We start from the raw sequence: 23,196 nt of genomic DNA, 5'->3' as shown, positions 1-23,196 counted from the left end.
ATGACGCAGACCCTCGACCGCGCCGGTCAGGCGAAACCCGCCAGCGTGGGGTTGCTGTGGCGCGTGATCCCGCCTGGGCTCTACGGGCGCAAGGCGAGCATGCTCGTGGAACGCGCGGCGGTGGTGAACCGGCGGGCGTGGTTCGTGCTGGTCGGCGGGGCGTTCGAACCGCTGCTGTTCCTGTGGTCGCTCGGCCTCGGGTTCGGGCAGATGGTCACGTCGGTGGCCGGGCCGGACGGGCGGCCGATCAGCTACGCGGCGTTCGTGGCGCCCGCGCTGCTCGCCGCCAGCGCGATGAACGGCGCCGTGTACGACGCGACGTTCAACGTGTTCTTCAAGTTCAAGTACGTGAAGCTCTACGACGCGATGCTCACGACCCCGATGGGACCGATGGACATCGCGATCGGCGAGATCGCGTGGGCGTTGCTGCGGGGCGGCCTGTACTCGGCGGGGTTCCTCGCCGTGATGCTCGGGATGGGGCTCATCGCCTCACCGTGGGCGCTGCTGGCCCTGCCCGCGGCGCTGCTGGTGGCGTTCGCGTTCGCGGCGGTGGGCATGGCGGCCACGACGTTCATGAGGTCGTGGCTGGACTTCGACCTCGTGCAGCTCGCGGTGCTGCCGCTGTTCCTGTTCTCGACGACGTTCTACCCGCTGTCGGTCTACCCGGGCTGGCTGCAGGCCGTGGTCACGTGGACGCCGCTCTACCACGCCATCGAGCTGATGCGCGGCCTCACGCTGGGCGTCGTCGGCTGGGGCATGCTCGGCCACGTCGCCTACTTCGCGGTGATGGCCGCCGCGGGAACGGTCGTGGCGGCGCGGCGCCTGGGGAAGCTGTTGCTGGACTGATCGAAAACCGGTCCCGGCACGCGATTCGGCCCCTCCCCGGAGGGGCCGTTACTCTGGTCGCGTGAGTGTCGAGTCTGTTTTCCCCAGGTTGGAGCCTCTGCTGCCGCGGATCTCCAAGCCGGTGCAGTACGTCGGCGGGGAGCTCAACGCGACCGTCAAGGACTGGGACGCGGCGTCCGTGCGCTGGGCTTTGATGTACCCCGACGCGTACGAGGTCGGCCTGCCCAACCAGGGCGTGATGATCCTCTACGAGATCCTCAACGAGCTGCCGGACGTGCTCGCCGAGCGCACGTACGCCGTGTGGCCGGACCTCGAGAAGCTCATGCGCGAGCACGACGTCCCGCAGTTCACGGTCGACGGGCACCGCCCGCTGAAGGCGTTCGACCTGATGGGCATCAGCTTCGCGACGGAGCTGGGCTACACGAACATGCTGACGGCGCTGGACCTCGCCGGCATCCCGCTGCACGCCGCCGACCGCACCGAGGACGACCCGATCGTGGTCGCCGGTGGGCACGCGGCGTTCAACCCGGAGCCGATCGCGGACTTCGTGGACGCGGCGGTGCTCGGCGACGGTGAGGAGGCCGTCCTCGAGATCACCGACATCGTCCGCGCGTGGAAGGCCGAGGGCTGCCCCGGCGGCCGCGACGAGGTGCTGACCAGGCTCGCCGAGACCGGCGGCGTGTACATCCCGCGCTTCTACGACGTGGAGTACCTGCCGGACGGCCGCATCCAGCGCGTCGTGCCGAACCGCGACCGGGTCCCGTACCGCGTGTTCAAGCGCACCACGATGGACCTGGACGCGTGGCCGTACCCGAAGCAGCCCCTGGTGCCGCTCGCCGAGAGCGTCCACGAGCGGATGAGCGTCGAGATCTTCCGCGGCTGCACCCGCGGCTGCCGCTTCTGCCAGGCGGGCATGATCACCCGCCCGGTGCGCGAGCGGTCCATCGAGGGCATCGGCGCCATGGTCCAGAAGGGCCTGGAGGCGACCGGCTTCGAGGAGGTCGGCCTGCTGTCGCTGTCGAGCGCCGACCACAGCGAGATCGCCGAGATCACCAAGGGCCTCGCCGACCGCTACGAGGGCACGAACACGGGCCTGAGCCTGCCGAGCACCCGCGTCGACGCGTTCAACATCGACCTCGCGAACGAGCTGTCCCGCAACGGGCGGCGCTCGGGCCTCACCTTCGCGCCCGAGGGCGGCAGCGAGCGGATGCGGCGCGTCATCAACAAGATGGTGTCCGAAGAAGACCTCATCAGGACGGTGTCGGCCGCGTTCTCCAACGGCTGGCGGCAGGTGAAGCTGTACTTCATGTGCGGCCTGCCGACCGAGGAGGACGAGGACGTCCTGCAGATCGCGGAGATGGCGAAGAACGTCATCCGCGCCGGCCGCCAGGCCAGTGGCCGCAACGACGTCCGCTGCACCATCTCGATCGGCGGTTTCGTGCCCAAGCCGCACACGCCGTTCCAGTGGGCCGCGCAGTGCGACCCGGACGTCGTCGACGACCGGCTGCGCAAGCTCCGCGAGGCCGTCAACGCCGACCGCAGCCTCGGCCGCAACATCGGCATGCGCTACCACGACGGCAAGCCGAGCCTCATCGAAGGCCTGCTCAGCCGCGGTGACCGCCGCATCGGCAAGGTCATCGAGGCGGTGTGGCGCGACGGCGGCCGGTTCGACGGCTGGAGCGAGCACTTCAGCTACGACCGCTGGACCGCGAAGGCCGCGGAGCAGCTCGAACCGCTCGGCGTCGACCTCGCCTGGTTCACCACCCGCGAGCGCGAGGAGCTGGAGGTCCTGCCCTGGGACCACCTCGACTCGGGCCTCGACAAGGAGTGGCTCTGGGCCGACTGGCAGGACGCGCTCGACGAGCGCGAGCAGGACGACTGCCGCTGGACGCCGTGCTTCGACTGCGGTGTCTGCCCGGCGATGGGCACGGACATCGAGGTCGGTCCGACGGGCCGCAAGCTGCTGCCGATCTCGCCGGTCGGTGTCGGCTCGCCGGTGAAGAACCCGGCGCTCACGCCGTAGCTCCTCCGAGTCGCACGAAGCAGGGCCCGCGAAAGCGGGCCCTGCTTCGTTTGGGGCCTACTTCGTGACCGCGGCCAGCGCGTCCACGAGCCCGTGCCCGTAGAACGAGTTGTACTCCGAATAGCCGGTGCAGAACGCGTCCTGCACACCCGTGCCGTTCAGGTCGTAGTCGGCCGGGCACGCCAGCGTCTCCGCCTGCGCGTTCAGCATGCGCCCCAGCGACACCGCGTCCGCCTCGGGATGCGTCGACGCGATCAGCGCCGCCACCCCGGCCGCGTGCGGGGCCGCCATCGACGTCCCGCACGAGTAGTCGTAGCCGGTCGGCACGGTCGACAGCACGCACCCGGCCGGTGTGCGCGCGTCGCCACCCGGCGCGGTCACGTCGATCGCGCCCAGGCCGTACGAGCTGTACCCGGCCTTCGTCTTGGTCGACTCCACCGCTGACACGCCGACCACGTTCTTGAGCTGCGCCGGCAGCACCACGCAGGTCGAGTCCACGGGCCTGGTCTGGGCGTCGCCGTTCGTCGGGGACATCGAGTCGCGGCCCGGCCTCGACAGGTCCGCCGCGGCGTTCCCGGCGGCGGCGACGGTCAGCACGTCGCGCGAGGTCGCGTAGTCGACGGCCCGGCGCACGGCCTCGTAGATGACCCGCTGGCCCGGCGCGCTCTGGCACGTGAACAGGTACGGGTCGATGAAGTAGCTGTTGTTCGTGATCGTCATGTTCTGCGAGGCGGCCCACATGAAGCCGCACACCGCGTACTCCGGGTAGATGAAGCCCTCGTCGTCGACGACCTTCACGGACGCGATGCGCACGCCCGGTGCGACGCCCGTGACGCCCCGGCCGTCGTCGGCCGCGGCGATGGTGCCGGCCACGTGCGTGCCGTGGGCGGACGTCGTCGGGGCCCACGCGGACGGCGACGGGTCGGGCTTGCCGGTCAGGCACCCCGCGGACAGCTCGGGTGCCAGTGCGCCGGCCAGGTCGGGGTGGCGCGGGTCGACGCCGGAGTCCAGCACGCCCACGACGACGGACTTGTCGCCCGTGGTGATCTCGTGGGCGGCGGAGGTCTTGATGAGATCCATGTCCCATTGCTCGCCGGAGCGCGCCCCGGCCGGCCGCAGGAGCTCCGTGTCGTCCTTCTTCCGCTTCGGCGACCGCTTGGCGATGCTCTCGCCCTGGGCGCTGTAGGCGCGCTGCGGGCCGATCAGCTTGAGGAACGACGGGTCCGGCGAGGTCGCGACGGCGACCGAGATCTCGGGGTAGTAGACGGTCGTGGTGCCGCAGGCCTCAGTGATCTCCGCGTCAGCCACCGCAGGGGTCGTGAGCTGCGAGAACACCACGAGGTAGCGCAGCAGTGGACCAGGCTGGATGCACGACGGGGTCGCGGGGGAGACCCAGGGCTGCGCGGCCGCGGGCAGGGACGCCGTCATGCACCCTGCGGCGAGCAACGCGGTCAACGCCGCCGCTCGAGCGCGGTGGAGCAGAGGCACCAGGGACCTCCAGGTAGGCAGGGCGTCCAGTCAGCCGGACCGTAACCACGCGCAACGATCTAGACAAGCTGAACGTTCTGAATCAGGTTCACGGTACCGTCCTACCGGACGAACAGCCTGCGCCGATGGGACCGCTCACCCGTCGGAACACCACTCGGGAGCACCACTGAGCCGCAACCTGCCCAACAACCCGTCGGCCGCCGCCGTGCAGAAACTGCGCCTCCGCTACACCAAGCGGGGGAGGCTGCGTTTCACCTCGCACCGCGACATCGCTCGCACGTTCGAACGTGCGCTGCGCCGCGCAGGCGTACCCATGGCGTACTCGCAGGGGTTCAGCCCTCACCCGAAGGTGTCGTGGGTCGGCGCCGCGCCGACCGGCGTCGCCAGCGAGGCGGAGTACGTCGAGGTGTCCGTGGTCGAGGAGGTCGACCCCGTGGCCCTCAGGACGGCGCTCGACGAGGCGTTGCCACCCGGCATCGACGTCGTCGACATCGTCCAGGCCAGGGGCGGCAACCTCACCGAGCGCATCGACGCGAGCGAGTGGCGCATCGAACTCGACGGCGTGGAGCCGGAAGAGCTCGCGCGGGCGGTGAGCGCCTTCCTCGCGGAGGAGTCCGTGGAGGTCGAACGGCTCACCAAGAGCGGCACGAAGATGCTCGACGTGCGGCCCGCCGTCGTGTCGGCGCTGGTCGAACCCCGTTCGAGCGACGCCGGACACGATGACGCCGGAATGTCACAACCGTGTGGGATACTCATGACGGTCGTTCGGCAGGTAACGCCTACCGTCCGACCCGACGACGTGCTGAACGCGCTTCGCGTCGTGGCCGACCTCGTGCCGCCGGTACCTGCGAGAGCAACCCGGATGGCGCAGGGACGGCTCGACGGCGAAGGCAGGCTGGTGGACCCGCTCCAGCAGGACAAGGAGTCCTGACGAGCGCAGACAGTGTCCACTCAACTGCCGTTCGCCGCGACGCGCGATTAGGAGGAGCGGCGCTGACAGCGGCGTCGTCGTGGGACCTGCGCAAGCGTGCGCCCGGTGAGGCGCCACGCCGCTGCGCGCGAGGCAAGGATTCCCGCCGCGAGCAGCGGCGGAGAGAGACAAGAGAGGCCCCTGCGCGGCCGCGTCCTCACGGGACGCGCCCGGGGGTGGAGGAGCTGCATGTCGAACAAGGAACAGCCTGCCGGTGGTACCGGCGGGCAGGGTGTCGTTGCCGCGCGCCCTGAACTCGCGGACCTGCCGGACAAGCTGCGGGTCCACGCGCTGGCGAAGCTGCTGGCGGTCAGCAGCAAGGACGTGATGACGGCGCTGGCCGACCTCGGTGAGGTCGCCCGCAGCGCGCAGTCGAGCGTCAGCCGCGACGTCGCGCTGAAGGTCGCCGAGACGCTCGTCGACTGGGACGACGTCGTCACCGGCGAGGTCACCGAGGACTACGAGGCCCCCGCGGTCCCGGCGTTCGAGGCACCGGCGCTCGCCCCGATCTTCGCCGCGCCGAGCGCGGTCTTCCTGCCGCCGACGCCGGTCGAGCGCCCGAAGGCGCCCGTCTCGCCGTTCGTCGTCGAGGAGGAGCCGGTCGAGGACGAGAAGTCCATCGGCGAGATCGCCGCGGACGAGCTCGACGCCGCCGAGGCGGAGACCGACGCCGATGCCGACGGTGACGACGAGGGCGACAGCCGCCGTCGCCGTCGCCGGGGGCGCCGTGGCCGTGGCCGCGGCAAGGGCACCGACGCCGAGGCGGGCTCCGAGGAGTCCGACGAGCCCGAGGACGCGGCCGAGGCCGCCGAGTCCGAGGACACCGCTGAGACCGAGGACGAGGGCGACGAGGGCTCGACCCGCCGCCGCCGTCGCCGCCGCCGCCGCAAGACCGGCGCGGACGAGGACGTGACGTCCGAGGACGACCCGCCGAACACGGTCGTGCACGTCCGCGAGTCCCGCGACGCGCGCGACGACAAGGCCGACTCCGAGGCCGCGCAGAGCGAGGTGCGCAGCATCCGCGGCTCCACGCGCCTCGAGGCCAAGCGCCAGCGCCGCCGCGACGGCCGCGAGGCCGGCCGCCGCCGCGCCCCGGTGCTGACCGAGGCCGAGTTCCTGGCCCGCCGCGAGGCCGTGGCCCGCACGATGGTCGTCCGCGAGCGCGGCGACCGCACCCAGATCGGCGTGCTGGAAGACGGCGTGCTGGTCGAGCACTTCGTCACGTCGTCGGGCTCCGGCTCGATCGTCGGCAACGTGTACCTCGGCCGCGTGCAGAACGTGCTGCCGAGCATGGAGGCCGCGTTCATCGACATCGGCCGCGGCCGCAACGCCGTGCTGTACGCCGGTGAGGTCGACTGGGACGCCGCCGGTCTCGAGGGCAAGTCCCGCAAGATCGAGCAGGCGCTCTCCAGCGGCGACTCGGTGCTCGTCCAGGTCACCAAGGACCCGGTCGGCCACAAGGGCGCCCGCCTCACCACCCAGATCAGCCTCCCCGGCCGCTTCCTGGTCTACGTGCCGGGTGGCGGTGCCACGGGCATCAGCCGCAAGCTGCCGGACAACGAGCGCAAGCGCCTCAAGGACATCCTCAAGAGGGTTGTCCCCGAGGACGCCGGTGTGATCATCCGCACCGCCTCGGAGGGCATCTCCGAGGAGGAGCTCGGCCGCGACGTCACGCGTCTGCAGGCCCAGTGGAAGGTCATCAAGGAGAAGTCCGAGACCACCTCCACCAAGGCGCCGGCGCTGCTCTACGAAGAGCCGGACCTGCTGGTGAAGGTCGTCCGCGACCTGTTCACCGAGGACTTCGCCCAGCTCGTCGTCCAGGGCGACGAGGCGTGGGAGGTCATCGACTCGTACGTCCGCCACGTGGCGCCGGACCTGCAGGACCGCCTGAAGAAGCACGTCGGCAACAACGACGCGTTCGTCGAGTACCGCATCGACGAGCAGCTGCTCAAGGCGCTCGACCGCAAGGTCTGGCTGCCCTCGGGCGGCTACCTGATCATCGACCGCACCGAGGCGATGACGGTCATCGACGTCAACACCGGCAAGTTCACCGGGTCCGGCGGCAACCTCGAGGAGACCGTCACCCGCAACAACCTGGAGTCGGCGGAGGAGATCGTCCGCCAGCTCCGGTTGCGCGACATCGGCGGCATCATCGTCATCGACTTCATCGACATGGTGCTCGAGTCGAACCGCGACCTGGTGCTGCGCCGCCTGACCGAGTGCCTCGGCCGTGACCGCACACGTCACCAGGTCGCCGAGGTCACCTCGCTGGGCCTCGTCCAGATGACCCGCAAGAGGGTCGGCACCGGCCTGCTCGAGGCGTTCAGCCAGACGTGCGAGCACTGCCGCGGCCGCGGCGTCGTCGTGTCCACCGAGCCCGTGCACTCGCACGGCGGCGGCAACGGCGGCGGCCAGCAGCAGCAGCAGCAGGCCCAGGGCGGCGGCCGCAAGTCGCGCCGCAACAAGGGCGGCGGCGAGCAGGCGGCCGAGACCACCGAGGTCGTCGAGGCGTCGGTCGAGGCGCCCGAGGCACCGGCTGAGGTCGTCGTCGAGCCGGGTGAGCCGGAGGACGTCTCCGAGGACGTGGTCGCCGCGGACCAGGAGCACGAGGGCCACGGCCGTCGCCGGCGTCGCCGCCGCGGCCGTGACAAGGAGCCGCAGGCGGCCGTCGACGCGGTCGTGGCCGAGGAGCAGGCGCTCAACGGCACCGTTCCGCACGAGGTCGCCGAGGACCCGGAGCCGGTCGAGGTCGAGCCGGTCGTGGTGTCCGAGACCGAGCCCGTGGTGATCGAGGAGACGGCCGAGGAGCTCGTCGAGCCGGTCACCCCGGAACCGGTCGCCGAGAAGCCCCTCGCGACCGGCCGCATCGGTGCCCAGCGCCCCGTCGAGCCCGCGCAGGAGCAGCCCGTCGCCACGGGTCGCATCGGCGCGCAGCAGCCGGTCGCCGAGGCCGGGCCCGCGGTGACGGGTCGCATCGGGTCCCAGCGCCCCGTGGTCGCCGAGCCCGAGCAGGCGCAGGAGCCCGCCGCTGCCCCGCAGCCGGTCTCCGCACCCGAACCCGTCGCCGAGGCCCCTGCGGCCGCTGTGGAGGCCCCTGCGGCCCGTCCGCGGCGCCGTGCGGCCAAGCGCGCCGCCGGTGCGCCGGTCGCGGTGGAGGCGTCCGCGCCGATCGTCGTCGAGGTGCCCAAGCAGCCCGAGGTCCAGATGCCCGCACCGGTGGTCACCACCACCCGCCGTCGCCGCGCCGTGTCGCGGCCCGCGGGACCGCCGGTCCAGGAGGACTGACGCAGCAGCGAGACCGGGGCCGCCTCATCGAGGCGGCCCCGGTTTTGCGTTGTGGGGGCGGCTCAGCCTGCGGAAATGTGATCCGGGCACCCCGGTTTGCTCCCGGCGTACCCACTCCCGTAACCTTGGCAACGGCCCGCCATCCGACGGGTCCTGTCGTGTGCCTCCTCTGGTGCCTGTGGTGGAAACACCGTTCCCAGATTGGCTGGCGCATGGCCCGTCACCATCGAGTAGCAGGAGACTTCCGTCCTGATGTACGCGATCGTCAAGACCGGCGGCAAGCAGTACAAGGTCGCTGTCGGCGACATCGTCGAGGTCGAGAAGCTCGAGGGCGAGCCGGGCACCGAAATCTCCCTCCAGGCTCTGCTCGTGGTCGACGGCACTGACGTCACCGCTGACGCGGACGCCCTGGCGAAGTTCTCGGTTACCGGCAAGCTGGTCGAGCACACCAAGGGCCCGAAGATTCGCATCCACAAGTTCAAGAACAAGACCGGCTACCACAAGCGACAGGGTCACCGTCAGAAGTTGACCCGCGTCGAGGTCACCGGCATCACCGGTAAGTGAGGACCTGACTTCTCATGGCACACAAAAAGGGTGCATCCAGTTCCCGCAACGGCCGTGACTCCAACCCCCAGTACCTGGGTGTGAAGCGGTTCGGCGGTCAGGTCGTCAAGGCCGGCGAGATCCTGATCCGCCAGCGCGGCACCAAGTTCCACCCCGGCGTCGGCGTCGGCATCGGCAAGGACGACACGCTGTTCGCCCTGCAGCCGGGTGCGGTGGAGTTCGGTACGAAGCGCGGTCGCAAGACCGTCAACATCGTCCCGGTCGCGGTCTGAGGACCGTCTCCGCGACGTAGTCAGACCTCTGCGAGGGGCGGAACCGGTCACCCGGCTCCGCCCCTCGCTGCTTGTCCAAGACGTTTGAAGGGAAGTAGTTCCGTGGCCCGCTTCGTAGACCGGGTGGTGATCCACGCTGCCGCCGGCAACGGGGGCAACGGTTGTGCTTCAGTGCACCGCGAGAAGTTCAAGCCGCTCGGCGGCCCGGACGGCGGCAACGGGGGCAAGGGCGGCGACGTCGTCCTCGTGGTCGACTCGCAGGTGCACACCCTGCTCGACTTCCACTTCCGCCCGCACGCCTCCGCCACCAGCGGCAAGGCCGGCGCCGGTGCGAACCGCGACGGCGCGAACGGCGAGGACCTGGTCCTGCGCGTCCCGGACGGCACCGTCGTGCTGACCGAGGACGGCGAGATCGTGGCCGACCTGGTCGGCGAGGGCACCACGCTCATCGCCGCCGCCGGTGGCCGTGGAGGTCTGGGCAACGCCTCGCTCGCGTCCAAGGCTCGCAAGGCCCCCGGTTTCGCGCTGCTCGGTGAACCGGGCGAGACGCGCGACCTGGTGCTGGAGCTCAAGTCCGTCGCGGACGTCGGCCTGCTCGGCTTCCCGTCGGCCGGCAAGTCGTCGCTGATCTCCGTGCTCTCCGCCGCGAAGCCGAAGATCGCCGACTACCCGTTCACCACGCTGGTGCCGAACCTCGGCGTGATCACCGCGGGCGACACCATCTTCACGATGGCGGACGTTCCCGGCCTGATCCCCGGTGCGTCGCAGGGCAAGGGCCTCGGCCTCGACTTCCTGCGCCACATCGAGCGCACGGCCGTTCTCGCGCACGTCGTCGACTGCGCGACGTACGAGCCGGGCCGCGACCCGATCGCGGACATCGACGCGCTCGAGAGGGAACTGTCGGAGTACACCCCGGCGCTCGGCGGGAACTTCGAGGACCGCCCGCGCGTGGTGATCCTCAACAAGGTCGACATCCCGGACGCCCAGGACCTCGCCGACATCGTCCGCCCGGAGATCGAGGCCCGCGGCCTGCCGGTCTTCGAGGTGTCGACGGTCTCCCGCCAGGGTCTGCGCGAGCTGACGTTCAAGCTGGCCGAGGTCGTGCGCGAGTACCGCGCCGCCCAGCCGAAGAAGGAGTCGACCCGAATCGTGCTGCGGCCGACCGCCGTGGACGACCAGGGCTTCACCGTGACCGAGGACCCCTCGGTCGAGGGTGGCTTCATCGTGAAGGGCGAACGCCCCGAGCGCTGGATCCGCCAGACCGACTTCTCCAACGACGAAGCCGTCGGTTACCTCGCGGACCGCCTGAACAGGCTGGGCGTCGAGGAGAAGCTCGTGAAGATGGGCGCCGTCCCCGGTTGCCAGGTCACCATCGGCGACCTGATCTTCGACTGGGAGCCGACCACCCCGGCGGGCATCGCGATGACGATGACCGGACGTGGCACGGACGCCCGCCTCGAGCGCAACGACCGCATCGGCGCCCACGAGCGCAAGGCCCTGAAGAAGGCCCGCCGCGCGCCCGGCGACTACGGTGACGACTTCGACGAGGAGTAACCCGTGACGGCCCCCGTGGTCTCACAAGCTCGGCAGGCGGTCGCCTCGGCGCACCGCATCGTGGTCAAGGTCGGGTCGTCCTCCCTGACCACGGCGGAAGGTGGCCTCGACCCGGCGCGTCTCGACGCGCTGGTCGACGCCCTCGCCGCGCGTTGCGCCGCGGGCAGCCAGGTCGTGCTCGTGTCCTCCGGTGCGATCGCGGCGGGCCTGGCGCCGTTGAAGATCTCCCGCCGTCCGCGCGACCTCGCCACCCAGCAGGCCGCGGCGAGCGTCGGGCAGCTCACGCTGGCGCACGCGTACGCCAACTCGTTCGGCCGCTACTCGCTGACCGTCGGCCAGGTCCTGCTGACCGCCGACGACGTCGTGCGGCGTGCCCACTACCGCAACGCGCAGCGGACGTTCGACCGGCTGCTGGCGCTCGGCGCGGTTCCGGTCGTGAACGAGAACGACACCGTTGCCACCGAAGAGATCCGCTTCGGCGACAACGACCGCCTCGCGGCTCTGGTGGCCCACCTCGTCGGCGCGGACGCGTTGTTCCTGCTGTCCGACGTGGACGCGCTCTACTCGGGCGACCCGCGCAGGCCGGGTGCCGTCCGCATCTCCGAGGTGGCGTCAGCGTCCGATGTGGACGGTGTGCAGGCGGGTGCCGCGGGCGCGTCCGGTCTGGGCACCGGCGGCATGGCGTCCAAGCTCGCCGCCGCCCGCCTGGCGTCGTCCGCGGGCATCCCGGTCCTGCTGACCAGCGCCACGGAAGCCGGGCGCGCACTCACCACCGCGGACGTCGGCACGGCGTTCGCGGCCACGGGGTCGCGCCTCACCGCCCGCCGGTTCTGGCTCGGCTACGCCACGGACGCGAACGGCCGCCTGCACCTCGACGACGGCGCGGTCGCCGCGGTGGTCGGCCGGCGCCGGTCGTTGCTGGCGGCCGGCATCACGGGCGTGGACGGCGACTTCGAGGCGGGCGACGTCGTCGAGCTGGTCAGCCTCGCGGGCGAGGTCGTGGCCCGCGGTGTGGCCGGCTACGACTCGGCGGAGCTGCCGTCGTTGATCGGCCGCAAGACGCACGACCTGCCGGAGGAGCAACGGCGCGAGGTCGTCCATGCCGATGATTTGGTGCCGCTGCACCGCTAGGGTCGGGGCATGGCCCGGATGCACGACGTCGTCATCGACTGCGCCCATCCCGCGTCGCTCGCCCGGTTCTGGGCGCAGGCGCTCGACGACCACGAGATGGCGCCGTACGACGACGCCGAGCTGGCCCGTCTGAGCGCGATGGGGATCGACGACCCCGAGGACGACCCGTCGGTGCTGCTCGCCGGGTCGCCCCGGTTCTTCTTCAACCGCGTGCCGGAGCCGAAGACGGTCAAGAACCGCGTGCACGTCGACCTGTGGTGCGACGACGTCGAGGCCGAGGTGGCGCGGCTCGTCGCCCTGGGCGCGTCCGTGGTGAGCCGTGATGGCGTCTGGTTCGTGCTGGCCGATCCCGAGGGCAACGAGTTCTGCCTCAGCTCAACGGAACACCCCTTGTCTCCGGAAGGGTGAGCACCACCAGGAACGTGATGACGGCGGCGACGGCGACGTACCAGAAGAACACCGTCCCGCCGACGGCCTGGATGACCAGCGGTGCCGTGCCCCCGAACAGCGCGACCGTCAGGTTGTACCAGGCGCCGATGCCGAGCCCGCGCAGTTCGGTCGGGAACAGCTCGCTCATGATCGCGGGCGCGATCGCCGTGATCGCCGTGTAGAGCCCCAGGCCCACGGCGAAGACGACCACGAGGTTCGCGAGGCCGGGTCCGACCAGCGTCGACAGCGGCACGACCAGCAACGCCATCGCCGCGGACCAGACGAGCATCTGCGGTTTGCGGCCGTAGCGGTCGGCCGTCCACCCCAGCGGGTACTGCAGCGCGATGAACACCACGGTGCCGATAGACAGCGCCAGGAACACGTCGATGTCGTCGGCACCCCGGGACTTCACCGCGTACGGCGTCAGCGCGCTGAAGAACGTGTAGAAGCTCAGCGTCGACAGCAGCGTGATGCCGATGAGCTGCCCGACGGCCTTCGGGTGTTCCCTGACGGTCGTGAGCAGCGGGTTGCGCAGGCTTTCGGCCTTCGCCCTGTTGTCCTCGAACTGCTCGGTCTCCTCGAGTTCGCGCCGCAGCCACAGCCCGACCAGCCCGAGCACGCCGCCGATCAGGAACGGCACGCGCCAGCCGTAGGAGGCCATCGCGGCCTTGTCGAGGTTGTGCGACAGGAAGAACCCGAGCAACGACGCGATCAGCACCGCCGCGCCGGTCGAGATGTAGAAGAACGACGAGTACCGCCCGCGGTGGGAGGCGGGCGCGATCTCCGCGAGGTACGCCGAGGCGTTCGACACCTCACCGCCGAGCGCCATGCCCTGCGCGATGCGGGCGAGCACCAGCAGCGCCGGGGAGAGCCAGCCGACCTGCTCGAACGTGGGCAGCAGGCCGATCACGACCGAGCCGCCGGACATCAGCACGATCGTCAGCAGCATCGCGGTGCGGCGGCCCTTGAGGTCCGCGAACCGGCCGAGCAGGTAACCGCCGAGCGGGCGGAAGAAGAAGGCCAGGGCGAACGTGGCGAACGTGCTCAGCAGCGCCGCGGCTTCGTTGCCGGAGGGGAAGATCTGGGTGGCGAAGTAGATGCTGAACGCCGTGTAGATGCCCCAGTCGTACCACTCGACGGCGTTGCCGGCGCTGGACGCGACGAGCGTGCGTACGGGCAGTCGGTGCTTCTCCGATGTAACCGCCATGCAGTCAGCCAATCACATACGGCGACGAATCGGTGCGTATGTCTCGACCGGGTCGTTGGACAGGAAGTCGACGATCATCGCGTTGCACAGCGCGGGTTTCTCGTGCAGCAGCCCGTGTGACGTGCCCGGGACGACCGCCAGTTCGGCGTTCGGCAGCGCCCGGTACATGGCCGTGGCGTGCTCCAGCGTGACTTCGTCGTCGTCGCCGATCATGACCAGCGTGCGGTTCGGCAGTTTCCCGAGATCTGTTCCGGTCAGCGCGGGCGAACGGCGGTGCATCGGCGTCAGCTCCGTGGCCGGGTCCCAGCCGTTGTGGTGGTAGACGCCGCACACGACCACAAGCCGTCGCACGAGATCAGGTCGGAGCACGGCGGTGAGAAGCGCGATGGTGGCGCCGTCGCTGCAGCCGAGCAGGTGCGCCGGCCCGGTGCGGTCGAGGAACTCGACGGTCTCGAGCGCCATCTCCGTGTGGTCCTGAGTGGCCTGGTTCGTCCGGTGTGGTGCGTGCAGGGCGAAATCGGCGAGAGCGTCGAACTGCGGCCCGAACGCGGACGGGTCCGCGCCGCCGGGGTGCAGGAGCACGAGTGAGTCAGCCATGTGCGGGTAGACCTCTCTCGTCGTCGATACTCGTCGCCGTGCGATCTATTGGGTTGGTGACGCTGGTGGTCCGCGACTACGACGAGGCGATCCGCTTCTACGTGGAGGGGCTCGGGTTCACGCTGGTCGAGGACGTTCCGCAGGGCGACAAGCGCTGGGTCGTGGTGTCGGCGGGGGAGGGGACGTCGTTGCTGCTGGCCCGGGCTGACACAGGTCAGCAGCAGGCACGAGTGGGCGACCAGACCGGTGGCCGCGTCGGGTTCTTCCTGAACACCGACGACTTCGACCGCGACCACGCCCGCATGACCGCGTACGGCGTGCACTTCCGGGAGGAGCCGCGCGACGAGGTCTACGGTCGTGTGGCCGTGTTCGAGGACCTCTACGGAAACCGCTGGGACCTGCTTCAGCCCGCCCGCGCCTGACCCGGCGACACCCCGACGATCCGCTTGAACGCCCGGCTGAACGCCGCCTCCGACTCGTAACCGAGACCGCGGGCGATCTCGCTGACGGTGCTGTCGCGGTTCTTGAGGCGGTTCATCGCCACGTGCATGCGCCACCGCGTGACGTACCGCATGGCCGGCTCACCGACGAGTTCGGTGAACCGCGCCGCGAACGCCGACCGCGACATGGCCGTGCGGTGCGCGAGGCGTTCGACGGTCCACGGCTGCGCGGGATCGCGGTGGATCAGCGCGAGCGCCTGCCCGATCTGCTCGTCCTGCAACGCTCCCAGCCACCCGGTGCGCGCGGCCGGGTCGGTGGCGAGCCACGAGCGGATCGTCTGGATCACCAGGACGTCCGCGAGCCGGGTGATGACCGCCTCGCCGCCGGGCCGCACGGCCTTCGCCTCGGCGGCCATGAGGTCGATCGTGGCGCGCATGTCGTCGGCCTGCCGCAGGTGGAGCACGTTCGGCAGGACGGTGACGAGGTGCTTGGCGGCCGGGTGGTCGAAGCGGACCGCGCCGCACACGAGGTGCGTCACCGCGCCGCCGCCACCGTGGCGCAGGACCGCGTAGTTCTCGGTCTCGAACTCGTGCGGCAGCGTCGTGACGACCGGCGACTCCGCCTCGCCGTGGAACAGCCGGTGGCGCTGCCCGCCGGGGACGAGCAGCACGTCGCCGGGTTCGAGCGGGATGACCTGGCCGTCCACCTCGACGTCGCACCGGCCGCTGGTCAGCACGTGGAACCACAGGCAGTCCGCCATGTCGGGCATCGTCGCGCCCCACGGCGCGGTGAGCTCGTTGCGGCAGTAGAAGGTCCCGGACATCCTCAACAGGTGCAGCGCTTCGCCCAGTGCGTCCGTCATGCCGTTGATTCTGGACGAACGAGCAAGTCTGCGCGATGAATTGTCATTGGGAGTCCGACGCCGACGGGACAGAGTTACCGGCATGGGGACACTCACGCTGATCACGGTCACCGCCACCGGCCTGATGGCCGGGGTGTTCTTAGCCTTCTCCGCCGCGGTCATGCCGGGCCTCGCGGACCTCTCGCCCGCCGATGCCCGCGCCGCCATGCGGCGGATCAACGCCCGCATCCAGAACCCGGTGTTCCTGCTGCTGTTCGTCGGCACCCTGGTCCTGTGCGCCGTCGAGGTGTTCCAGGGCCGGGCCGTCGGTGGCCTGCTCTACGTCGTCGGCTGCTTCCTGGTGACAGTCGTCGTCAATGTGCCGATGAACAACCGTCTCGAACAGGCCGACGACGCCTACTGGCCCGCGTACCTGCGGCGGTGGACGCTCTGGAACCACCTGCGCACCGTCGCCTGCACCGCCTCGGCCGTCACCCTGCTGCTCGGACTCTGAGGCCCCGCTTCGGACGCATCGCGGCGACGCTGGTCGGCGTGATGCGCTGGGGGAGCAGCTCCGGCTTCGGCCTCTGCAGCAACGCCTTGAGCATCACCGTGAGCGAGGTGGTGGCGAGCCCGGCGCCGATGCACCGGTGCGGGCCACCGCCGAACGGCAGGAATTCGTGCGGCGCCGGCTTGGTCTCCCAGCGATCGGGGTCGAACCGCAACGGATCCGGATAGATCTCTTCGAGCCGATGCGTGACGTACGGGCTGTACAACAGGAACGCGCCCTGCTTGATCTTCTTCCCGGCGAACTCGAACGGCTGCGCCGCCACCCTTGCCGACACCACCGCCGGTGGGTACAGCCGGAGCGTCTCGTTGACGACGTTGGCCAGGTAGTCGTCGTCTTCCTGCGCGCGCTCCCAGACTCCGTTGTGCCGCAACAGGTTGAACACCGCCCACGCCATAGCGGCACTGGTCGTCTCATACCCGGCCGCGATCAACGTGACGACCTGGTCGCGGACCTCCAGATCGCTCAACCCGTCGCCCTGCACGAGAGAGGTGAGCACATCACCGGCCGTCTTGCCCTGACGTGTCTCCTCGATCGCCTGGTACACCCGTGCGTCCACGGCCCTGCGCGCCCGCATCGCGTCACGCCAAGCCGGCGCCTTCGTCCGCCGGAGCACCGTCACGACAGCGGGGTTGCGGTCGACCAGGTTGATCAGCACCTGCAGGTGCGCCCCGAAGAAGTCCGAGTCCCGAGCCAGTTCCTCGCCGAACAACGCGTGGATCGTGCTGCGCCGGACCGCCCGCCGGAACTCCTGGTAGACGTCGACCACGTCACCGGGCCGCCACGAGTCGAGCACGGCCTCGGCGTTGGCCCGCACGACCGGCACATGACCGGCGATCTGCCGATGCGCCAACGCGGGCTGCACGAACCTGCGCCGCCGCTTGTGGTCCTCGCCGTCGCTCACGATCAACGACGTGGGCCCGTCCACCGGCACCAGCGACTGGAACGCCCGCTCCACCTCGAACAGCTCGGAGTGCGCGAACACGAACCGGTTCGCCTCGGCCCCGAGGAGGTAGGTGTACGGACCCATCCGCACGACCGGCCCGAACCGCCGGTGCAGACCGGCGAGGAGGTCGGCCTGCCGGAACCGCACGACTTCCGCAGTCATGCCGAAGACAGTGCCACAACCCAGACCGCGTCGGTGCGCACCCGCCGGTCCCAGCCACGAGATCACGGTGGACAGCTGCGGGTGCTCCTGCCACGGCTCGCCGGTCACCACGACGGCGAACGTCCGCGGCCACGACCTGCGCCGGCGTGGGTTCCGGGATCACACGGGCGGGAGCTTCTCACCCCGCCTCCGGTCAGGACGAGCCGGACTCAGTTCGTCACCGCCAGCGCGAAAGGCAGCACGGCGGACACCCCCTCCTTCCTGAGCATCCGAGCCGCGACCGTCATCGTCCACCCGGTGTCGATGTGGTCGTCCACCAGCAGAAGCGGACCGTCCACACCGGACACGTCAGGCGTCTCGCCCGCCCGCACTAGCCCGGCCAGCCGCTGGGCGCTGTTGGCCCGGTGCGTCGACTCGCCGAGCCACACGGTGCCCAGGAACGGCAGCCGGCCGATCTCCGCGATCTTCCGCCCGAAGCTGCCGACCAGCTGCGGTCGCCTGCGCGAGCCGACCGCGACCACGCCGACCGGCCGTTCGTCCCAGCCCCACGCCGTCAGCACCTTCACGCACGCCGCGAACACGTCGTCCGGGATCTCGCGGTCGTTCCCGTCGGCCAGCAGGTCGCGCAACCGGTTGCCCCAGCCGATGTCGGTGAGCCTGCCGAGCGCCCTGCCCGTGGCCGCCACCTCGGTCGCGGGGATCTTGCCGGACAGCGGAACGCCGATCGCGTTCATGCCCGTCGGCCACATCTTGCGCGGCGCCACGTCCAGACCGGGACGCAGCAACCGTTCACGAGCCGCGCTCGCCGCCGTGTCCGACACCTCGACCGATAGCCGCTCGCCGGTGCAGTTGTCGCAACGCCCGCACTCGTGCGAGGTCGGGTCGTCCAGCTGGTCCTGCAGGAACTTCATCCGGCACGAGCCGGTCCGCAGGTAGTCGATCATCACCTGCTGCTCGGCCCTGCGCGCCTCGGCGATGCGCGCGTACCGCTCGCCGTCGTACTCCCACGGCCGTCCGGTGGACTCCCAGCCCCCGCGCACGCGCCGGACCGCGCCGTCGACGTCCAGGACCTTCAGCACCACCTCGAGCCGGCCGCGCGACAGCTCGACCACCGGCTCCAGCGCCGCCGTCGAGAGCGGCCTGCCGGCACCGTCGAGAGCCGACAGCACCTGGCGCACCACGACCTCCGGCGGGAACGCCAGCGACGCGAAGTACGCCCAGATGTCGCGGTCCTCGTGACCCGGCAGCAGAACCACCTCGGCCCGCTCGACGCCGCGGCCCGCCCGGCCGATCTGCTGGTAGTAGGCGATCGGGGACGACGGGGCGCCGACGTGCACGACGAACCCCAGGTCCGGCTTGTCGAACCCCATGCCGAGCGCCGAGGTGGCGACGAGCGCCTTGACCCGGTTCTCGAGCAGGTCCTGCTCGGCCCGCTCCCGCTCGGCCGGCTCGGTCTTGCCCGAGTACGCCGCCACCGCGAACCCGCGCGAGGCGAGGAACGCCGCGATGTCGTCCGCCGCCGCCACGGTCAGCGTGTAGATGATCCCGGAACCGGGCATGCGGTCGAGCTGCTCGGCCAGCCACCCGAGCCGTGACTCCGCGGTCGGCAGCAGCGCGACCGACAGGCGCAGGCTGTCCCGGTCGAGCGGCCCGCGCAGCACCAGCGTGCCCTCGTCGGTGCCGAGCCCCAGCTGCTCGGTGACGTCGTGGACCACCCTGTTGTTGGCCGTCGCCGTGGTCGCCAGCACCGGCACGCCCGGCGGCAGCTCCGTCAGCAGCGTCCGCAGCCGGCGGTAGTCGGGCCGGAAGTCGTGCCCCCAGTCCGAGATGCAGTGCGCCTCGTCGACGACGAGCATGCCCGCGGACGCCGTCAACGAGGGCAGCACCGAATCGCGGAAGTCGGGGTTGTTCAGGCGTTCCGGGCTCACCAGCAGCACGTCGACCTCGCCCGCGGCGACCTGCTCCTGCACGGCGTCCCACTCGTCGGTGTTCGCCGAGTTGATCGTCACCGCGTGCACACCGGCCCTCGCCGCGGCATCGATCTGGTTGCGCATCAACGCGAGCAACGGCGACACGATGACCGTGGGCCCCTCACCGAGCTGACGCAGCAGCGCCGTCGCGATGAAGTACACCGCCGACTTGCCCCAGCCGGTGCGCTGGACGACGAGAGCTCTGCGGCGCTGCGCCACGAGGGTGTGGATCGCCGTCCACTGGTCCTCGCGCAGCACGGCGTCCGGGCCCGCCAGTGCCCGCAGCCGTTCCTCCGCCAGTTCTCGCAACGCCATGTCGTCCATGGGGAGCAAGCTTGCCAGGCCACTCTGACAATTGTGATTGTCGCAGGTCGTAAGCTGTGCAGCGTGACTGATGACCTGCGCGACCAGGTACACGCAGCAGCTCGCCGCGCCCGCGTCGCCGCCGACGAACTCGTCCTCGCCACCCGCGAGCGCAAGGACACCGCGCTCCTGGAGATGGCCGCCGCGCTCCGCAAGCGCACGCCGGAGATCCTCGAGGCCAACCGCAAGGACCTCGACGCGGGCAGGGCAGCGGGTCTCCCGGACAACATCCTCGACCGCCTCACCCTCACCGAGGCGCGCGTCGACGGCGTCGCCACCGGCCTGGAAACCGTGGCGGGCCTGCCGGACCCGGTCGGTCAGGTGATCACCGGCGGCATCCTCCCGAACGGCCTCGAGCTCAAGCAGGTCCGCGTCCCGATGGGCGTCGTCGGCATGGTCTACGAAGGCCGCCCGAACGTCACGGTCGACGCCGCCGGCCTCGCGCTGAAGTCGGGCAACGCCGCCCTGCTGCGCGGTTCCTCGACCGCCGAGAACTCCAACACCACGCTCGTCGGCGTCCTGCGCGATGCACTCGAAAGCGTGAACCTGCCGGCCGACTCGGTGCAGCTGCTGCCGTGCCACGACCGTGCGTCCGTCACCCACCTCATCACCGCGCGCGGCCTGGTCGACCTGGTCATCCCGCGCGGCGGCTCCGGCCTGATCAACGCAGTCGTCGAGCAGGCGACCGTTCCCACGATCGAGACCGGCGTCGGCAACTGCCACGTCTACGTGGACGCGCACGCCGACCTCGACATGGCCGAGTCGATCGTCCTCAACGCCAAGACGCGCCGCACGAGCGTGTGCAACGCGGCCGAGTCCCTCCTGGTGCACAAGGACGTGGCGGACGAGTTCGTCCCGCGCATCACCAAGGCGCTGCAGCAGGAGAGCGTCACGATCCACGGCGACGAGCAGTTCGCCCGGCAGCCCGACGTCCTCGGCGCGACCGACGACGACTGGGGCACCGAGTACCTCAGCCTCGACATCGCCGCGAAGGTCGTCGACTCGCTCGACGAGGCCGTGCAGCACATCGCGACGTACGGCTCCGGTCACAGCGAGGCCATCGTCACGAGCGACGTGGTGGCGGCACGCAGGTTCACGGCTCGTGTGGACGCGGCGGCGGTGTTCGTGAACGCCTCCACGGCCTTCACCGACGGCGCGGAGTTCGGCATGGGCGCGGAGATCGGCATCTCCACGCAGAAGCTGCACGCCCGCGGTCCGATGGGCCTGACGGAGCTGACGTCCTCTAAATGGGTCGTGTGGGGCGAAGGGCACACACGCGCGAAGGCGTAGCTCTAGCTTCGGAGCCATGGCTCCGAACTACCCGTTCTCCGAACCCGACGGCCTGACCCTCGATCCGACGTATGAACGGCTACGGCGTGACGAGCCCGTCTCGCGCGTGACGTTCCCCTACGGCGGCGAGGGCTGGCTCGTCACGTCCTACGAAGAGACGAAGTTCGTCCTCGGCGATCCGCGGTTCAGCCGCGCGCGGACCGTCAACCGGGACGTGCCGAGGATGCAGCCGCTCATCGCACCGGGCGAATCGATCCTCACGCACGACGGCGCGGACCACGCGCGCATGCGCCGCTTGGTGTCGAAGGCGTTCACGGTCCGCCGGGTCGAGGAGTTGCGGCCGCGCGCCCAGCAGATCACCGACGAGCTGCTCGACCGCCTGGACAACCCCGGCGACCTGGTCGAGGGCTTCACCATGCCGTTCCCGATCACCATCATCTGCGAGCTGCTCGGGGTGCCGTTCGAGGACCGCGACGACTTCCGCACGTGGTCGAACCAGGTCCTGTCCACGGTCGGCGGGTACACGCCCGAAGAGGCGATGCACGGCTTGATGAAGCTGCACGCCTACTTCACTCAACTCGTTGCCATACGCCGCGCACACCCCACGGACGACCTGATGGGCGCGCTTGTCGCCGCACGGGACAACGACGACAGGCTGAGCGAGGACGAACTCGTCCGTTTCGGCATCACGCTGCTCGTGGCGGGACACGAGACGACGGCGAACATGCTCGCGAACAGCGTCATCACGCTGTTGGACCATCCGGAGGCCATGAAGAGCCTCCGCGAGCACCCCGAGAAGCTGCCGAACGCCGTCGAGGAACTGCTGCGGTTCATCCCGCTGGGCAGCGGCGCCGGCTTCACCCGCATCGCCACCGAGGACGTCCGGATCGGCAACGCGCTGGTGAAGGAGGGCGACGCCGTGCTGGTGGTCGTGTCGTCGGCGAACCACGACGAGTCGGTCTACCCGGACGGCGCCGGACTGGACCTGGAGCGCGAGGTCGGCCAGCACCTGCAGTTCGGGCACGGCATCCACTTCTGCCTCGGTTCGCAGCTCGCCAGGATGGAACTGCAGGTGGCACTGGACGCGCTGCTGCGCCGGATGCCCGGCCTGCGGCTCGAAGAACCCGCCGAGTTCCGCAAGGGTTCGCTGGTCAGAGGACCGGTGGAGCTCGTCGTCGCGTGGTGAGAAAAATCTTGGGCTGACCGCGTCATGGGGGAGCGGCCCGCGCGTTCCTCCAGTGCGCGCGGCTCTGCTTCGGGGTGGGCCGCGACCCGCACGGCCCGTCCTCCCCCTGGGCCGTGCGGTGTGATCAGCACGACCGGCGCCGGGCCTCGGGAGCGGCTCGGCGCCGGTCTACGCTGTCTCGATGCGCATCGGCGTCATGGGTGGCACGTTCGACCCCATCCACCACGGTCACCTCGTCGCCGCCAGTGAGGTGCAGGACAGGTTCGACCTGGACCGCGTGATCTTCGTCCCGACGGGTCAGCCCTGGCAGAAGGCGTCGCGGGAGGTCTCGCCCGCCGAAGACCGGTACCTGATGACGGTCATCGCCACGGCGTCCAACCCCCGGTTCTCGGTCAGCAGGGTCGACATCGACCGCGAGGGCCCCACGTACACCGTGGACACGCTCACGGACCTCAGGAAGCAGTACCCGGACGCCGAGCTGTTCTTCATCACCGGTGCCGACGCGCTGGAGCAGATCCTGTCGTGGAAGCGCGCCGCGGACGCGTTCGAGCTCGCCCACTTCATCGGAGTCACCCGTCCGGGTTACACGCTGAACGACCGGCACCTGCCGCCCGGTTCGGTGTCGCTCGTGGAGGTCCCGGCCATGGCGATCTCCTCCACCGGGTGCCGCGAGCGGACCGCTTCGGGTCAGCCCGTCTGGTACCTCGTTCCGGACGGGGTGGTCCAGTACATCGCCAAAACGGGCCTGTACTCCGAGTCGTGACCACGTTCGAGTGGATTTTGCGTGCATTGGAGGGCGCGGGGAGCAACAATCAGCGGGTTGTTGCTGGTTCGTGGAAGGCAAGACTTTGGCTACAGGCACCGTGAAGTGGTTCAACGCCGAAAAGGGCTTCGGGTTCATCGCGCCCGACGACGGCTCGGCAGACGTCTTCGTGCACTACTCGGAGATCCAGTCCAAGGGTTTCCGCTCGCTCGAGGAGAACCAGAAGGTCGAGTTCGAGGTCGGCCAGGGCCAGAAGGGGCCGCAGGCCCAGCAGGTCCGCCCGCTCTAAGCTTCGGCGCA

21 protein-coding genes are annotated in these 23,196 nt (G+C 70.3%); 15 read left to right on the top strand and 6 right to left on the bottom strand.

The genetic code is table 11. The features are described 5' to 3' along the window. Together V1227_RS20455 and V1227_RS20450 are read left to right on the top strand one after the other, a co-directional pair. On the top strand, positions 1-846 hold the full coding sequence (locus V1227_RS20455; protein WP_329787203.1) for an ABC transporter permease: 846 nt from the start codon (positions 1-3) through the stop codon (positions 844-846). A gap of 61 nt (positions 847-907) precedes the next feature. Further along, positions 908-2,869: a TIGR03960 family B12-binding radical SAM protein gene (locus tag V1227_RS20450; RefSeq protein WP_329787202.1), complete on the top strand. Its 1,962-nt coding sequence runs from the start codon at positions 908-910 to the stop codon at positions 2,867-2,869. Between the two features lie 57 nt (positions 2,870-2,926). On the opposite strand, the gene V1227_RS20445 is transcribed toward V1227_RS20450, so the two are convergent. Beyond that, complete coding sequence (locus V1227_RS20445) at positions 2,927-4,357, bottom strand: S8 family peptidase (RefSeq protein WP_329787201.1); 1,431 nt, start codon at positions 4,355-4,357, stop codon at positions 2,927-2,929. 205 nt (positions 4,358-4,562) lie between these two features. Between V1227_RS20445 and V1227_RS20440 the strand changes: the two genes are divergently transcribed. From V1227_RS20440 to V1227_RS20410, 7 genes are all read left to right on the top strand, one after another. Continuing rightward, a complete protein-coding gene (locus V1227_RS20440) occupies positions 4,563-5,288 on the top strand; it encodes a TIGR03936 family radical SAM-associated protein (RefSeq protein ID WP_329787200.1) in 726 nt (241 codons plus the stop codon). A 228-nt stretch (positions 5,289-5,516) separates the two neighbouring features. After that, positions 5,517-8,612: a translation initiation factor IF-2 N-terminal domain-containing protein gene (locus tag V1227_RS20435; protein ID WP_329787199.1), complete on the top strand. Its 3,096-nt coding sequence runs from the start codon at positions 5,517-5,519 to the stop codon at positions 8,610-8,612. Between the two features lie 252 nt (positions 8,613-8,864). Next, the gene (gene rplU / locus V1227_RS20430; RefSeq protein WP_065913850.1) at positions 8,865-9,176 is read left to right on the top strand and encodes a 50S ribosomal protein L21; all 312 of its coding nucleotides are present in this window, start codon (positions 8,865-8,867) and stop codon (positions 9,174-9,176) included. 14 nt (positions 9,177-9,190) lie between these two features. Further along, positions 9,191-9,448: a 50S ribosomal protein L27 gene (gene rpmA, locus V1227_RS20425; RefSeq protein WP_329787198.1), complete on the top strand. Its 258-nt coding sequence runs from the start codon at positions 9,191-9,193 to the stop codon at positions 9,446-9,448. 102 nt (positions 9,449-9,550) lie between these two features. Continuing rightward, positions 9,551-11,002: a GTPase ObgE gene (obgE, locus tag V1227_RS20420; RefSeq protein WP_236222969.1), complete on the top strand. Its 1,452-nt coding sequence runs from the start codon at positions 9,551-9,553 to the stop codon at positions 11,000-11,002. Positions 11,003-11,005: 3 nt separating this feature from the next. Further along, complete coding sequence (gene proB, locus V1227_RS20415) at positions 11,006-12,133, top strand: glutamate 5-kinase (RefSeq protein ID WP_329787197.1); 1,128 nt, start codon at positions 11,006-11,008, stop codon at positions 12,131-12,133. A 9-nt stretch (positions 12,134-12,142) separates the two neighbouring features. Further along, positions 12,143-12,541 (top strand): VOC family protein, encoded by a 399-nt coding sequence (locus V1227_RS20410; protein WP_090100102.1) that lies wholly within the window; start codon positions 12,143-12,145, stop codon positions 12,539-12,541. Here the strand turns inward: V1227_RS20410 and V1227_RS20405 are convergent. Then, positions 12,504-13,769: an MFS transporter gene (locus tag V1227_RS20405; protein ID WP_329787196.1), complete on the bottom strand. Its 1,266-nt coding sequence runs from the start codon at positions 13,767-13,769 to the stop codon at positions 12,504-12,506. The genes V1227_RS20410 and V1227_RS20405 overlap by 38 nt on opposite strands. Positions 13,770-13,781: 12 nt before the next feature. Continuing rightward, positions 13,782-14,366 (bottom strand): alpha/beta fold hydrolase, encoded by a 585-nt coding sequence (locus V1227_RS20400; protein ID WP_329787195.1) that lies wholly within the window; start codon positions 14,364-14,366, stop codon positions 13,782-13,784. 56 nt (positions 14,367-14,422) lie between these two features. Between V1227_RS20400 and V1227_RS20395 the strand changes: the two genes are divergently transcribed. Then, a complete protein-coding gene (locus V1227_RS20395; RefSeq protein WP_329787194.1) occupies positions 14,423-14,788 on the top strand; it encodes a VOC family protein in 366 nt (121 codons plus the stop codon). Here the strand turns inward: V1227_RS20395 and V1227_RS20390 are convergent. Next, positions 14,770-15,669, bottom strand: a complete 900-nt coding sequence (locus tag V1227_RS20390) for an AraC family transcriptional regulator (RefSeq protein WP_329787193.1) — start codon at positions 15,667-15,669, stop codon at positions 14,770-14,772. The genes V1227_RS20395 and V1227_RS20390 overlap by 19 nt on opposite strands. A gap of 82 nt (positions 15,670-15,751) precedes the next feature. On the opposite strand from V1227_RS20390, the gene V1227_RS20385 reads away from it, so the two are divergent. Next, positions 15,752-16,162 (top strand): anthrone oxygenase family protein, encoded by a 411-nt coding sequence (locus V1227_RS20385; RefSeq protein ID WP_329787192.1) that lies wholly within the window; start codon positions 15,752-15,754, stop codon positions 16,160-16,162. Here the strand turns inward: V1227_RS20385 and V1227_RS20380 are convergent. Both V1227_RS20380 and V1227_RS20375 read right to left on the bottom strand, forming a co-directional pair. Next, positions 16,140-17,324, bottom strand: coding sequence for a cytochrome P450 (locus V1227_RS20380; protein ID WP_329787191.1), 1,185 nt, complete (start codon positions 17,322-17,324; stop codon positions 16,140-16,142). The two genes, V1227_RS20385 and V1227_RS20380, sit on opposite strands and share 23 nt — an antisense overlap. A 209-nt stretch (positions 17,325-17,533) precedes the next feature. Next, positions 17,534-19,618 (bottom strand): RecQ family ATP-dependent DNA helicase, encoded by a 2,085-nt coding sequence (locus V1227_RS20375; RefSeq protein WP_329787190.1) that lies wholly within the window; start codon positions 19,616-19,618, stop codon positions 17,534-17,536. Between the two features lie 63 nt (positions 19,619-19,681). Here V1227_RS20375 and V1227_RS20370 point away from each other — a divergent pair, with 63 nt between their 5' ends. From V1227_RS20370 to cspE, 4 genes are all read left to right on the top strand, one after another. Further along, positions 19,682-20,947, top strand: coding sequence for a glutamate-5-semialdehyde dehydrogenase (locus V1227_RS20370; protein ID WP_329787189.1), 1,266 nt, complete (start codon positions 19,682-19,684; stop codon positions 20,945-20,947). A 16-nt stretch (positions 20,948-20,963) separates the two neighbouring features. Continuing rightward, the gene (locus V1227_RS20365; protein WP_329787188.1) at positions 20,964-22,133 is read left to right on the top strand and encodes a cytochrome P450; all 1,170 of its coding nucleotides are present in this window, start codon (positions 20,964-20,966) and stop codon (positions 22,131-22,133) included. Positions 22,134-22,314: 181 nt separating this feature from the next. Continuing rightward, the gene (gene nadD / locus V1227_RS20360; protein WP_329787187.1) at positions 22,315-22,896 is read left to right on the top strand and encodes a nicotinate-nucleotide adenylyltransferase; all 582 of its coding nucleotides are present in this window, start codon (positions 22,315-22,317) and stop codon (positions 22,894-22,896) included. Positions 22,897-22,981: 85 nt separating this feature from the next. Continuing rightward, a complete protein-coding gene (cspE, locus tag V1227_RS20355) occupies positions 22,982-23,185 on the top strand; it encodes a transcription antiterminator/RNA stability regulator CspE (protein WP_030468099.1) in 204 nt (67 codons plus the stop codon). Positions 23,186-23,196: the final 11 nt, after the last annotated feature.

Origin of the sequence: Lentzea sp. DG1S-22, from assembly GCF_036321065.1 — a bacterium.
GTDB classification, from domain to species: domain Bacteria; phylum Actinomycetota; class Actinomycetes; order Mycobacteriales; family Pseudonocardiaceae; genus Lentzea; species Lentzea jiangxiensis.
Note: the sequence above shows the minus strand (reverse complement) of the source record. Positions and strands in the feature narration are given on the sequence as shown.